The following is a 13,222-nucleotide window of genomic DNA, read 5'->3' on the forward strand; positions in this document are numbered from 1 at the left end:
CCGGTGCGGGAAGGCCGCACAGGTCGGTCAGGGCCCAGTCGGGGGCATCGGGGGCGCCGGGCTCCGGGAAGGCCCGGTGCCGGCCCGCGCCGAGGTGGAAGGCGCCGTTGCGGGCGGTGCGCACCAGGGCGCCGAACAGGGCGGGCTCGGGTTCGAGGGTGAGGCGGCCGTCGGCGGCAGCGCTCGCGCGGGCGATGCCGTCCTCGCCTTCGAGCCGGGCGGCGATGCCGCGGGCCAGGCGCTCGGGGCCGGTGCCGGCGCCCTTGGCCAGGCGGAGGGCGAGGGCCGAGGTGAGCCGGAGCGTGCCCTTCTCCCGCCGGGGGTCGGCCGGCGGGAGGGCGCGGGGGTCGGCCCCGAGCGCGTCCGCGGCGGCACGGCGCACGGCCGCGTCGACCTCCCAGGGGGCGGCGGAGGGGAGCGCCATCAGACGGCCCCGGCGAGTTCGCGGACGGTCCCGATGAGCTCGTTCGGGTCGAAGGGCTTGGTGAGGTAGGCGTCGACGCCCAGCTCCTCGCCGCGCCGCAGGTCCTCGCCCTGGGCGCGGGCGGTGATGAGCACGACCTTGGCCTCGCGGGTCCCCGCGTTCTCGCGCAGGCGGGTGGCGGTGACCCAGCCGTCGAGCCGCGGCATCATCACATCGAGGGTGATCACGTGCGGGCGCACCTCCTCGGCCCGCTCCAGGCAGTCGCGGCCGTCGACGGCCTGGTGCACCTCGAACCCTTCGAGCTGCAGGTTCACCGCTATGAGCTGCCTGATGACCTCGTTGTCGTCGACCACCAGCACCCGAGCAACCGCATCTCCCACGCTGGCGAGACTAGCGCCCGCCCCATCGGCCGCGCGGCCGTTTCGCACGATCCACCCTCGGAGTGCTGCTAGAGTTGTCCACGCAGCGCGCCCCCTTAGCTCAGGGGATAGAGCACCGGCCTCCGGAGCCGGGTGCGGAGGTTCGAATCCTCCAGGGGGCACATCGCAGCGGCCGCTCAGGGCCGCACTACGACCAGCGGGAATGCTTCGGCACCCGCTGGTCTTTCTTTTGCCGCCACTGGGACAATCGGGACATGCTCCCCGTCGCCCCCTCCCGGATCCTGCGCAGCGCCGTCGCCAGCGTCCTCGCCCTGGCCTGCGGGCTGGCCATGCTGGGCGGCTCGGCCTATGACCTGGCCGTGAACCTCCCCGACGGGGACCGGGAGAACCGGGCCTACCTGGAGGCCGAGCCCTGCGCCTCCCCGCCCGGGGGGCCGGCCGACTGCCTGTGGGAGCAGGAGTTCACCGCCTCCGACATCGTCACCGAGCGGGGACGGGGGGCCCGGAACGAGCTCACCCTCACCGCCGTGGACGACCCCCGCTTCCAGACGCGCACCCACGCTCCCCGGTCGATACTGCGCCGCCTGGAGGAGGGACAGAAGGTGACCGGCACCGTCTGGCGCGGGCTGCCGCGGGAGATCACCGCCGGGGGCGACCCCGGGCGCACCGGCCACTACCCGGTCGACCAGCGCCGCAACTCCCTGTTCCTCGCGCTCGTCCTCGCGCCGGGCGGGCTGGTGGTGACCGCGGTGTGCGCCCTGCGGCTGGTGCGCCGCCGGGCGCCGACCAGGCCGATGGCGGCCGCCCTGGGACTCGGCCTGGCCCTGCCGGTGGCCGGGCTCATCATGCCGATGTTCCTGGGCGACCTGCAGGACCGGTGGTGGGGCGTGCTCCTGGTCTGGTCGGTGCTCGCCGTCCTGATGACGCTCACGGCCTGGGTCTATGCCACCTACACGCCGCCCGAATGGGTCGAGGAGAGCGCCCCCGGCACGGACCTCAGAGATTGAACCAGTGGATGTGCCGGCACCGGGAGCAGACGTAGCATGTCGCGCTCTGGTTGAGGAAGTCCACGTCGAAGAAGGTCGCACCGGCGGTGTTCAGCTGCCACCGGCGCTCATGGAAGGTGTCGTTCCCGCAGACCAGGCAGGACAGCGTCCCGCCCCCGCGCAGGGCCACCGTGGATCCGGACTCGTCGGTCATCTCTCCCCGTTCCGCCTCGGTAGGGACGGCGGATCACGTTACGCCCTTCGGGGGCGCCCCTTCCGTTCGACGACCATCCGTATACCGTGTACGAGATCACACGAGCGGACGGAGGGACGGCCGGATGAGCGGATTCACCACCAGGCCCGAGGTGCGCGGGACCTTCGGGATGGTCGCGTCGACCCACTGGATCGCCAGCGCCGTGGGGATGTCCGTGCTGGAGCGCGGCGGCAACGCCTTCGACGCCGCCGTGGCCGCGGGATTCACCCTCCAGGTGGTCGAGCCCCACCTCAACGGGCCCGGCGGCGAGGTGCCCATCGTCTTCCAGGCCGCCGGGGAGCGCCCCGCCGTGCTCTGCGGCCAGGGCCCCTCCCCCGCAGCCGCCACCCCCGAGGCGTTCGGGGACGCGGAGCGCATCCCCGGCAGCGGCGTACTGCCGGCGTGCGTGCCCGGCGCGTTCGACGCCTGGGCGCTGCTCGCCCGCGACCACGGCACCCTTCCGCTGCGCGACCTGCTCTGGCCCGCCATCGGCTACGCCCGCTCCGGCTACCCGCTGCTCCCGCAGATCACCGACAAGATCGCCGGGGTGCGCGACATCTTCCTGGAGCACTGGCCCACCTCCGCCCGGGTGTGGCTGGACCGCGGCGGCGCGGTGCCCTCCCCCCGCGGCCTGCACCGCAACCCCGTCCTCGCCGACGCCTACGAGCGCCTGCTCACCGAGGCCGAGGCCGCCGCCCGCGGCCGGGAAGGGGTCTACGACGCCGCCCGCCGCGTCTGGCGGGAGGGGTTCGTCGCCCAGGCGATCGTCGACTTCCTCGCCGACCCGCCGCCCGGCGGCACCGGCGAGCCCCAGCGCGCCCTGCTCACCGGCGACGACCTGGCGTGCTGGAGCGCGACGTACGAGGAGACCGCCTCCCTGGAGTACAACGGCCTGACCGTGCACAAGACCGGCCCCTGGGGCCAGGGCCCGGTCTTCCTCCAGCAGCTCCGCCTGGCCGAGGCCCTGGGCACCGGGGACGCCGACCCGCTCTCCGCCGACTTCGTCCACCTGGTCACCGAGGCCGCCAAGCTCGGCTTCGCCGACCGCGAGGCGCACTACGGCGACCCCCGCTTCACCGACGTCCCCCTGGACGCCCTGCTCTCTCCCGGGTACGCGGCCGAGCGCGCCGCACTGGTCGGGGCCGAGGCCTCCCTGGAGCTGCGCCCCGGCTCCCCCGGCGGCCGCGCCCCGTACCTGCCCGACCTGAGCTTCGAGGCCGCCGCGACCGCCGCCGACCGGGCCGGCGGCGAGCCGACCGTGGACCGCTCCGGCGTGCAGCGCGGCGACACCTGCCACCTGGACGTGGTCGACGCCGCCGGCAACGCGGTGGCGGCCACCCCTTCCGGCGGGTGGCTGGCCAGCTCCCCCGTCGTCCCCGGGCTCGGCTTCCCGCTGGGCACCCGTGGCCAGATGTTCTGGCTCGACCCGCGTTCCCCCAGCGCCGTCGCCCCGCGCAAGCGCCCCCGCACGACGCTCTCCCCGACGCTGGTCACCCGGGGCGGGGAGCCGGTGGCGGCGCTGGGCACCCCCGGCGGCGACCAGCAGGACCAGTGGTCGCTGACGCTCTTCCTGCGCCTGGTGCACGGCGGGGCGCGCCCCCTGGAGACCGACCTGCAGGCGGCGGTCGACGCGCCCATGTTCCACACCAACGCCCTGCCCTCCTCCTTCTATCCGCGCGAGATAGCCTCGGGCGAGCTGGTGGTGGAGGACCGCCTGGGCGCGGACGCCATCGCCGAACTGCGCCGGCGCGGCCACCGGGTCGCCGTGTCGGGGCCGTGGACGCTGGGCCGGGTGTGCGCGGTGGTCCGCGACCCGGGCACCGGCCTGCTGCGCGCCGCCGCCGACCCGCGCGGCGCCCAGGGGTACGCGGTCGGCCGGTAGCGGCCACGCGGGGACGCGTGGGGTCCCCGGGCCCGGTGGGGCATCACCGGGCCGCCGAACGGGTAGGGGCCGGATCGTCGGGCACCGCCCGGGCCGGAAGGAGCGCGCATGCACCTGGACATGGTCGTGGAGATCCCGCAGGGGTCGCGGAACAAGTACGAGATGGACCACGGGTCGGGCCGGATCCGCTTGGACCGGACGCTGTTCACCTCGACCCAGTACCCGGCCGACTACGGCTACTTCCCGGGGACGCTGGCCGAGGACGGCGACCCGCTGGACGCGATGGTGCCGCTGGAGCAGCCGTCGTTCCCCGGCTGCGTGGTGCGGGTGCGGCCGGTGGCCGTGTTCTGGATGCGTGACGAGAAGGGGCCCGACGCCAAGGTGCTGTGCATGCCGGCCGAGGACCCGCGCCTGGAGCACGTGCGCGACCTGAAGGACCTGCCCGAGTTCCAGCGCCGGGAGATCACCCACTTCTTCGAGATCTACAAGCTGCTGGAGCCGGGCAAGAGCTCGGAGGTACGCGGCTGGCAGGCCCGCAGTGCCGCGATCGAGGCCATCGAGGACGCCCGGCGGCGCGCGGGCGCCCCCGTCTAGCGCGTGGCCGGGACCGCGTCCCAGAGCCGCCGGGTCTCCGCCCCGGGGTCCTCCACCAGCGACGAGTACGGGTCGGCGAACCTCCACACCGGCCGGCCCACCGGGTTCCACGGCGTCCACCCCGGGTCGCCGGTGCGGGCGAAGCGCACCCAGGCCGAGCGCACCTCGCCGGAGAGCCGCTCCGGCGGACCGGCGCCGACCAGCCCTTCGGCGCGGGAGAGGGTGCCGAACAGGAACGGCAGCTCGACGCCGTGGCAGGCGCCCAGCTCGCCGCCGAAGCGGGGCGAGCGCCAGGCGAACTCGTAGCCGAAGGCGCGCACGCCCACCCGGGACCGGGCCTCGAGCACCCGGTAGGCCGGGATGCGGTAGAACGCGTCGCCGAGCAGCGCGGCGAGCGCGTCGCCCGCGCAGCCGGGGTGCTCGGCGGCGTAGACCCCGGCGGCCTTGGCCTCCAGCCCCAGGCGGGAGACGGTCTCGCCCAGCTCCCGCTCCCCGGCGGCGCGGTGCGCCCCGGCGGGCACCAGGAAGCGCCGGTACTCCTCGGCAGCGGTGCCGATGAGCAGGTCCACCTCGGCGCCCTCGCCCGCGCGCAGCCCGTCGACGGGGCGGCGGGCGAGCAGTTCGCCGTCGACGACCGGCGCGAACGGCAGGGCCGCCGGGTGGGACAGCCGCTCGCCCCACACCCGCGGGTCGGGGCCGCCCTCGAACTCGGCGGCGATCGCGGACGCGGCCCGTGCCAGCACGTCGGGCGGCACCCGGGACAGCGCGGCGGCGGAGGCGGACCGCGCCCCTGCACGGCGGGCCAGCCGGTCGGCGACGCGGCGCGCGTCCTCGGCCCGCAGGGCGTGGTGCCCGGCGCCGGACTGGGCGATCACCCGGCGGAACAGCCCGCGGGCGCGCGGTGCGGTCATGAGGGCGACCGCGCTCATGGCGCCGCCGGCGTGGCCGAAGACCGTGACCTTGCCGGGGTCGCCGCCGAACCGGTCGATGTTGTCGCGCACCCACTCCAGGGCCTGGACCTGGTCGAGCAGCCCGGCGTTGGGGGTGCCGCCGTCGAGCAGCGCGAAGCCCTCGGCACCGGTCCGGTAGGTCAGGGAGACGGCGACGACGCCCTCCCGGGCCAGCGCCGCGGCCGCACAGACCGGGTCGGGGCCGGCGCCGTCCCGGAGGCCGGGGCCGGGGATCCACACCATGACGGGCAGCCCGCCCGCCCCCGGGTCGGGCGTCCACACGTCGAGGACGAGGGGGTCGCCGCCGGGGGCGGCGGCGTCCCGGACGTCGTCCCAGGGGGCGGGGTGGCGCGGGGGCCGGAACCGCAACTCCCCCACCGGGGGCGCGGCGTAGGGGATCCCGCGGAAGACCGCGACCCCGCCGTCGGACCCGCCGTCGAAGGCGCCCCGTACCCGCCCGGTGACGGTGTCCACCACCGGCTGCATGATCGGCTCCCCTCCCGCGTTCCCTCCGGTCCTCACCCGTCCTACGGAGCCCCCGGAAGGGAGTCAATAGGGCGAAAGCCCTAGGGGTGACCTGTTCCGGACAGGAATGCCGACCCACCGGGGATCATGCGAACGCACGGGACCCTCCGCTGGCGCTACCGGCGGGGGTCCGCCTCCCCGGCCCGTGCCACCGCCGCCTCGGCCGCCGGGCGGGCCGCCTCGCGGTCCTCGGCCACGAGGCCCAGCCGGGTGCGGCGGTCCAGGACGTCCTCCGCGTCCAGCGCCCCTTCCGCCTCGACGGCGAAGCGCATCTCCGCCGGGGTCACCCCCGCCGCGACGGGGCGCAGCATCTCCGGGTCGCCGCCGGCCGCCGCCACGACCGCGGGGGCCTCGGTGCCGTAGCGGGCGATCATCCTCCTGGGGGCGTCCACCGCATCGAGCACGGCCCGCGGCGCCGCGCCGACCAGCGGCAGCGCGCGCGTCCTGCACGCCCCCGCCGCCAGCCCCGCCGCCCCGACGGCCGCGTCCACCGCCTCCTCGGCCATCCTCCGGTAGGTCGTCAGCTTGCCCCCGACGACCGTGAGCACGCCCTCGGCCGACCGGATCACCGCATGGCTCCGGGACAGGTCCGCGCTGGTGCCGCCCCGGCCCTCCAGCAGCGGCCGCAGCCCCGCGTAGGCTCCGGCCACGTCCGCCCGCCCGAGCGCCGTCCCCAGCGCCCGGTTGAGCACCTCCAGCAGGAAGTCGACGTCGCCCTCCGGGGCCTGCGGCACCTCCGGGAGCGGTCCGTCCACCGGCTCGTCGGTCAGACCCGCGAACACCCGCCCGTCCGGCTGCGGCAGCGCGAACACGAACCGGTTGGCCGTCCCCGGCACCGGCACCATCAGCGCCGCCTTGGGCCGCCCCACGGACTCCGCGCGCAGGACCGCGTGCGTGCCCCGGCTCGGCCGCAGCCGCACCTGGGGGACGAGCTCGCCCGCGTAGACGCCCGTGGCGTTGACCACCGCGCGCGCCGCGACCTCGATCCTGCGCCCCGTCCGCAGGTCGCGCAGGACCGCGCCGTCGCCGCCCAGCCGTTCGGCCGCGCAGCGGGTGACGACCCCGGCCCCGAGGCCGGCGGCGGTCCGCGCCAGGGCCACGACCAGCCGCGCGTCGTCGGTGAGCTGCCCGTCGAAGGAGAGCAGCCCTCCGCGCAGCCCTTCGCGGCGGACCCCGGGGAGCAGCCGCAGGGTCTGCTCGACGGTGAGCCTGCGCGATCGCGGCAGCGCGCGGCGGTCGGTCCCGGCCGCCGCGCGGAGCACGTCCCCGACGGCCATTCCGGTACGGGCGGCGGCCGCGTGCGCGGTGTCCACGCCCTCGTGCAGGGGGATCACCATCGGCAGTGTCCGCACCAGGTGGGGTGCGGTGGTCTCCATGAGCACGCCGCGTTCGCGCGCGCTCTCGACCGCCACACCGATCTGCCCCTTGGCGAGGTAGCGCAGCCCGCCGTGCACGAGCTTGGAGCTCCACCTGCTGGTGCCGTGCGCCAGGTCGCCCCGCTCGACGAGGGCGACCCTCAGCCCCCGCGCGGCGGCGTCGAGCGCCGTCCCCGCACCGGTCACCCCCGCGCCGACCACCAGGAGGTCCGGCTCGCCGCCGGAGGCCAGGGCGTCGAGGTCCGCCCGGCGCCGCGCCGCGTCGAGCACCGTCGCCGGGTCCACCCGCGGCCGGTCCGCCCCGCTCATCGGTCCCCCTCCGGCGCCAGGTAGCCGTCGAGGAGCCGGCGCGCCTCGGCGACCAGCGCGTCCTCGTCCAGCACGTCCTCGGTGAGGCGGCGCGAGGTCATCAGTCCCTGCACCGACAGCAGCACGACCCGCGCGAGGGCCTCGGGGTCGCCCCCGCGGATCGACCCGTCGGCCTGCCCGTCCTCGATTCCGGTGCGCAGCAGGTCCAGGGCGGCGAACTGGCTGGTGCCCAGGCGCTGGAAGGCGTAGACGGCCATGGTCTCGGGCTCGTGGTCGATGATCCGGGTGAACAGCGGGTGCCGCAGGGCCCGGCGCATCAGCCCGTCGGCCTGGGCGGTGAGGCGCTCCCGGGCGGTGCCCCCGCCCTGTTCGCCGGCCCGGTCGAGCAGCGCCAGCAGCTCGCGGGTGAGCAGGTCGGCCACAAGGGCGGTGACGTCCGGCCAGCGCCGGTAGACGGTCGGGCGGCTCACCCCCGCCCTGCGGGCCACGTCGGTCAGGGTGGTGCGGCGGATGCCGAAGGCCTCGACGCAGGCGCGGGCGGCGTCCAGGACCGCGTCCTCAACGTTACGTCTTGACGTCATATGTAAAACTGTACGCCATGAGCATGCAGCGACCCACCGCCCGCACCGGTGCGATGTCCTGGTACGCCTGGGGCGATGAGGACCGCGCCGCGCCCCTCGCCCCGCACGTGCGCGAGCTGATCGCCCGGACCCTCGGCGCCGAGCTGCGCGACCTGCCGCCGGTGCCCGAGGAGGAGGTGCGCCTGCCCGAGCCGGAGCTGCCCGGCCCCGCCCGGGACGCCCTGGCCGCCGCGCTCGGCGGGGACGGCTCCCGGGTGCGCTCCGACCGCGCCGCGCGGCTGCGGCACGCCGCCGGCAAGTCCACCCCCGACCTGCTGCGGATGCGCGCCGGGCGCGGCGTTCGGGCGCCGGACGCGGTGGTGCTGCCCGGCACGCACGAGGAGGTGGAGGCGGTGCTGGCCGCCTGCGCGGTGCACCGGGTCGCGGTGGTGCCGTTCGGCGGCGGGACCAGCGTGGTGGGCGGCGTCGCCCCGCTGCGCGGGCCGTTCTCCGCCGTCGTCGCCCTGGACCTGCGCGAGATGGACCGGCTGGTGCGGATCGACGCCGAGTCGGGGACCGCCGTCCTCCAGGCGGGCCTGCGCACCCCGGAGGCCGAGGAGCTGCTGGCGGCGCACGGGTACACGCTGGGCCACCTGCCGCAGAGCTATGAGTACGCCACCATCGGCGGCTACGCGGCGACCCGCTCCAGCGGCCAGGCCTCCTCCGGCTACGGCCGGTTCGACGCCATGGTGCTGGCCCTCAAGGCCGCCACCCCGCGCGGCACCCTGGAACTCGGGCGCGCCCCCGCCTCGGCGGCCGGCCCCGACCTGCGCCAGCTGCTGCTCGGCTCCGAGGGCGCCTTCGGGGTGATCACCGAGGTGACGGTGCGGGTGCGCCCGGTGCCCGCGGCCCGCCACGACGAGGCGTGGGCCTTCCCCGGCTTCGCCGAGGGCGCCGCCGCCCTGCGCGCGCTGGCCCGGTCCCCGCTGCGCCCGACCACGGCCCGCCTGTCCGACGAGACCGAGACCTTCGTCAACGCCGCCCTGTCCGACAAGGAGGCCGCCCCCGGCTGCCTGGCGGTGGTCGGGTTCGACGGGGACGCCGAGGACGTGGAGGCCCGCCGCGCCGCGTGCGCGCGCCTCCTGGGCGAGGCGGGCGGGACCCCGCTGGGCTCCGGGCCGGTCGCCGACTGGCGCGACTCCCGCTTCCACGCCCCCTACCTGCGCGACACCCTGCTCTCGGCGGGCGTCCTCGCCGAGACCCTGGAGACCGCCGCCACGTGGGCCGGCCTCCTGCCGCTCTACCGCGCGACGTCGGAGGCGGTCTCCGAGGCCCTCAAGGGCCGGGAGGGCGACGCGGTGGTGCTCTGCCACATCTCGCACACCTATCCCGAGGGCGCCTCGCTGTACTTCACCGTGGTCACCGCCGCCGGGGACGACCCGCCGGCGCGGTGGGAGCGGGCCAAGCGCGCGGCCGGCGACGCGATCGCGGCCAACGGCGGGACCATCAGCCACCACCACGCCGTGGGCACCGACCACCTGCCGTGGATGGAGTCCGAGATCGGCCCCCTGGGGGCCGAGGTGCTGCGCGCCGTCAAGGAGCGCCTGGACCCCGAGGGCATCCTGAACCCCGGCAAGCTCGTTCCGCCCCGGGCCGACTGACCTGGGCTCTTGACCGGGTGCGGTCACGGCGGTGCCGGGAACGGCCATCCGTATTGCCAGGGGGCGCCCGCGCGGTGAGTGTCACGGGTACCAGAGGCGGGGGGGGGGGGGGNGCCGCCACTCCCGTCCCCGGCACGGCGCCGTGCCGGGAGGAAGCAGGGGCCGCAATGGAGAGCCGCCGAAGCACCACCGTGCCGACCGTGCCCGAACAGCTGCCGGTGGAGGTCACCGGGGCCGGGGACCTCCTCCCGCAGCCGGAGTCGCCCACCCGCACCCACGGGTACGTCCCGCGCGGGCTCGGCTACGTCCCCGAGTCCCGCACCCACGAGGGGCGCTTCGGGCGGATGTTCCGCCGGCTGCCGCCGTTCGTGCCCGGGCCGGACGAGATCGCCGAGATCGCGGCGGTGATGGCCGACCCGCAGCCGCCGGACCGGGCCCGCGACAACCCCGACATCCCGGCCGGCTACACCTACCTGGGCCAGTTCGTCGACCACGACCTGACCCTGGACACCTCCGGGATCCAGGAGCGCCGGGACGACCCGGACGCCCTGACCAACTTCCGCACCCCCCGCTTCGACCTGGACGGCCTCTACGGCCGCGGCCCGGCCGACCAGCCCTACCTGTACGAGGCGGGCGGCTCGGGACGGCTGGCCGTGGACCGCCGCGGCGACCTGCTCGACCTGCCCCGCTCGGCGCAGGGCACCGCGCTGCTGGGCGACCCGCGCAACGACGAGAACATCCTGGTCGGCCAGGTGCACCTGACCATGGCCCTGTTCCACAACCGGGTGCTGGAGCTGCTGGAGGACCTGCCGGGCCTGGAGCGGCGCCCCGGCGAGGACGACTTCGCCCTGGCCCAGCGCACCGTCCGCTGGCACTACCAGTGGATGGTGGTGCACGACTTCCTGCGCCGGATCGTCGGCGAGCGGACGCTGGCCGACGTCCTGGTCCGCGAGCCGCTGATCCGGGGCGGCCGCCCGGTGGAGCAGCCGCGCCTGCGCTTCTTCGGCTGGAAGCGCAACCCGTTCATGCCGGTGGAGTTCTCGGTGGCCGCCTACCGCTTCGGCCACTCCCTGGTGCGGGCCGGCTACAAGTTCAACACCACCGTCCCGCCGCTGCCCACCTTCGTGCCCACGCCCGTCTCCGAGACCGACCCGCTGGCGCACCTGGGCGGGTTCCGCCCGCTGCCGGACCAGTGGCAGGTGGAATGGGACCGGTTCTTCCCGATCAGCGGAAAGGACGCCGAGCGGATCACCCCCTCGCGGGCGGTCGCCCCGCTGCTGGCGCCCCCGCTGCTGGAGCTGCCCCCGGAGGTGGCGCCGACGGTGGCCTCGCTGGCCGAGCGCAACCTGACCCGCGGGGCGCGTCTGGGCCTGCCCTCGGGCCAGGGGGTGGCCCGGGCGATGGGCGCCGACCCGCTCACCGACGAGGAGCTGGACCTGCCCCGGCCGGGCCCGGCCCCGCTGTGGTTCTACGTGCTGCGCGAGGCCGAGGTGCAGTGCCGCGGCCGCCACCTCGGGCCGGTCGGCGGGCGGATCGTCGCCGAGGTGGTGCTGGGCCTGATGGCCGCCGACCCCGCCTCCTACCTCGCGGTCGAGCCGGGGTGGCGGCCCACGCTGCCCTCGCAGGTCCCCGGCGACTTCACCATGCCCGACCTGGTCTCCTTCACCGGCTTCGGGCTGCGCCAGGTCTGAGCTCCGGCGGGCGCGTACAGTGCCCGCGTGGACATCGCATGGGCCTCGCGCCCCGGGGCGGGCGCGCACAACGAGGACGTGGCCGCGGCGGGGGCCGGCTGGGCGTTCGTGCTGGACGGCGCGACCGCCCCGCCGGGGGCCGCCGACGCCTGCCGGCACGGGGTGCGCTGGACGGTGCGGCGGCTGGCCGCCGAGCTGGCGGCGCTGCTGGGCGTCCCGGCGGCCCGGAGCGCCCCGGGGGCGGTGCTGGCCGGAGCGCTGGAGGAGGCCACCGTGCGCACCCGGGCCGCGCACGGGCCGGGCTGCGACCCCGACCACCCGGACGCCCCGTCGAGCACGGTCGCGGCGGTGCGCGCGGTCCCCGGCGGGCTGGAGTACCTGGTGCTGGCCGACTCCGCGGTGCTGCTCCCGGTGCCGGGCGGCCCGCCGCGGGTGCTCACCGACGACCGCCTCGACCGGCTGCCCGGGGGCCGCCCCTACCCGCCGGGGCTGGTGCGGTCGCTGCGCAACGCCCCGGGCGGGTTCTGGGTGGCCGGCTCCCGGCCCGAGGCCGCCCGCGAGGCGCTGACCGGGGTGCACGCCTTCCCCGCCGCGCCGGACGGCGGCGAGGACCGGCGGGTTGCCCTGCTCACCGACGGGTGCCCACGGCTGGCCGAGCGGTTCGGCCACGGCTGGGACCGGGTGTGGAAGTGCGCCGAGGACGAGGGGCCCGAAGCGCTGATCACGTGGGTGCGCGGCGAGGAGGAGGGCGCCCCGCCCTCCCCCGGCAAACGCCACGACGACGCGACCGCGCTGTTCGGGCGGCTCGACCCGGTGCGCGCTTAGGCGGTCTCGGCCTCGCTCCTCAGCGCGGAGTCGACCTGCTCGGCCAGCTCCACGGCGAGGCGGGCCTTCTCCTCGGCCTCTTCGTCGTCGCCGTAGTAGGTCACCCCGACGATGACGTTGGACGTGCGGAAGACCGCCGTCCCGAACTCCCAGTCCTCGCCGAGGAAGGAGTCCTTCAGCACGAAGGCGCGCTGCTCGTCGCCGACGGAGATGGGTTCGGTGCCCAGGATCTCCCGGCTGTGCTCATCCTCGGACTCCGAGGTGCCCGAGGAGCCCGAGCCGCCGTCCTCCTGGTCCTCCAGCTGGTCGTCGAGGTCCTCCACCTGGTCCTCGAAGAAGCGGGCCGGTTTGCGGTAGCCGTCGTCGCGCGTGGCCGGGTCGAAGAGCTCGGCCCACATACCGAAGGCGGGTTCCTCCCCGCCGCCCGCGCCGGTGCAGCCCAGCGCCTGGACGACGTCGTCGTCACCGCTCTCGGGGCCGCCGGGGCTCTCGTCGACCTCCGTGCCCTCCAGGTCGCCGATGCGGGCCAGCGCGTCCTCGGGCAGGAGGTCGTCGCAGCCGGGCAGGCCCGCGTAGGCCGGGCCGGTCCGGGTGGTCAGGATGACGACCGTCACGACGGCGACCAGCACCAGCGCGGCGCCGCCCGCGGCCAGCCCGATGAGCAGCCCCTTGCGGTTCGGGGGCTGCCCGGCCCCTCCTGGCGGCATCCCTCCGGGAGGCATCCGGCCAGGGGGCGTGCCGCCGGGCGGAGGCCCTGCGGGCGGGGGCGTCGGCCCGCCGGGGGCACCGGGGCCGCCGGGGGCACC

Annotated in this window: 12 protein-coding genes, 1 tRNA gene and 1 pseudogene; 7 read left to right on the forward strand and 7 right to left on the reverse strand. The window is 76.5% G+C overall.

The window, feature by feature from the left end:
- Together D450_RS0109115 and D450_RS0109120 are read right to left on the reverse strand one after the other, a co-directional pair.
- Positions 1–424, reverse strand: a pseudogene (locus D450_RS0109115) (DALR anticodon-binding domain-containing protein); the annotation flags it as partial.
- The gene (locus D450_RS0109120) at positions 424–783 is read right to left on the reverse strand and encodes a response regulator transcription factor (RefSeq protein ID WP_017538360.1); all 360 of its coding nucleotides are present in this window, start codon (positions 781–783) and stop codon (positions 424–426) included. The pseudogene D450_RS0109115 and the gene D450_RS0109120, both read right to left, overlap by 1 nt.
- A gap of 110 nt (positions 784–893) precedes the next feature.
- On the opposite strand from D450_RS0109120, the gene D450_RS0109125 reads away from it, so the two are divergent.
- Both D450_RS0109125 and D450_RS0109130 read left to right on the forward strand, forming a co-directional pair.
- Positions 894–965: transfer RNA gene (locus D450_RS0109125), tRNA-Arg, on the forward strand.
- Between the two features lie 93 nt (positions 966–1,058).
- Positions 1,059–1,811: a hypothetical protein gene (locus tag D450_RS0109130; protein ID WP_017538361.1), complete on the forward strand. Its 753-nt coding sequence runs from the start codon at positions 1,059–1,061 to the stop codon at positions 1,809–1,811.
- Here the strand turns inward: D450_RS0109130 and D450_RS0109135 are convergent.
- Positions 1,801–2,004, reverse strand: a complete 204-nt coding sequence (locus D450_RS0109135; protein ID WP_017538362.1) for a hypothetical protein — start codon at positions 2,002–2,004, stop codon at positions 1,801–1,803. The two genes, D450_RS0109130 and D450_RS0109135, sit on opposite strands and share 11 nt — an antisense overlap.
- A 124-nt stretch (positions 2,005–2,128) precedes the next feature.
- Between D450_RS0109135 and D450_RS0109140 the strand changes: the two genes are divergently transcribed.
- Complete coding sequence (locus D450_RS0109140) at positions 2,129–3,925, forward strand: gamma-glutamyltransferase family protein (protein WP_017538363.1); 1,797 nt, start codon at positions 2,129–2,131, stop codon at positions 3,923–3,925.
- Positions 3,926–4,033: 108 nt separating this feature from the next.
- Complete coding sequence (locus tag D450_RS0109145; RefSeq protein WP_017538364.1) at positions 4,034–4,519, forward strand: inorganic diphosphatase; 486 nt, start codon at positions 4,034–4,036, stop codon at positions 4,517–4,519.
- Here the strand turns inward: D450_RS0109145 and D450_RS0109150 are convergent.
- The 3 genes from D450_RS0109150 to D450_RS0109160 all read right to left on the reverse strand — a co-directional run bounded on the left by D450_RS0109150 (position 4,516) and on the right by D450_RS0109160 (position 8,260).
- On the reverse strand, positions 4,516–5,955 hold the full coding sequence (locus tag D450_RS0109150; RefSeq protein WP_017538365.1) for a carboxylesterase/lipase family protein: 1,440 nt from the start codon (positions 5,953–5,955) through the stop codon (positions 4,516–4,518). The two genes, D450_RS0109145 and D450_RS0109150, sit on opposite strands and share 4 nt — an antisense overlap.
- Positions 5,956–6,110: 155 nt before the next feature.
- Complete coding sequence (locus D450_RS0109155; protein ID WP_017538366.1) at positions 6,111–7,679, reverse strand: glycerol-3-phosphate dehydrogenase/oxidase; 1,569 nt, start codon at positions 7,677–7,679, stop codon at positions 6,111–6,113.
- Entirely contained in the window at positions 7,676–8,260 is a 585-nt protein-coding gene (locus tag D450_RS0109160) for a TetR/AcrR family transcriptional regulator (protein ID WP_017538367.1), read from the reverse strand. Before D450_RS0109160 ends, D450_RS0109155 begins: the two co-directional genes overlap by 4 nt.
- Positions 8,261–8,277: 17 nt before the next feature.
- Between D450_RS0109160 and D450_RS0109165 the strand changes: the two genes are divergently transcribed.
- From D450_RS0109165 to D450_RS0109175, 3 genes are all read left to right on the forward strand, one after another.
- The gene (locus D450_RS0109165) at positions 8,278–9,900 is read left to right on the forward strand and encodes an FAD-binding oxidoreductase (protein ID WP_152520819.1); all 1,623 of its coding nucleotides are present in this window, start codon (positions 8,278–8,280) and stop codon (positions 9,898–9,900) included.
- Positions 9,901–10,067: 167 nt separating this feature from the next.
- Complete coding sequence (locus D450_RS0109170) at positions 10,068–11,591, forward strand: peroxidase family protein (protein ID WP_017538369.1); 1,524 nt, start codon at positions 10,068–10,070, stop codon at positions 11,589–11,591.
- 27 nt (positions 11,592–11,618) lie between these two features.
- Positions 11,619–12,416, forward strand: a complete 798-nt coding sequence (locus D450_RS0109175) for a protein phosphatase 2C domain-containing protein (protein WP_017538370.1) — start codon at positions 11,619–11,621, stop codon at positions 12,414–12,416.
- Here the strand turns inward: D450_RS0109175 and D450_RS0109180 are convergent.
- On the reverse strand, positions 12,413–13,222 hold an 810-nt coding region (locus D450_RS0109180; RefSeq protein ID WP_241483104.1), incomplete at its 5' end, for a hypothetical protein. The two genes, D450_RS0109175 and D450_RS0109180, sit on opposite strands and share 4 nt — an antisense overlap.

Source organism: Nocardiopsis halophila DSM 44494 (genome assembly GCF_000341245.1).
In the GTDB taxonomy this organism is placed as follows: domain Bacteria; phylum Actinomycetota; class Actinomycetes; order Streptosporangiales; family Streptosporangiaceae; genus Nocardiopsis_A; species Nocardiopsis_A halophila.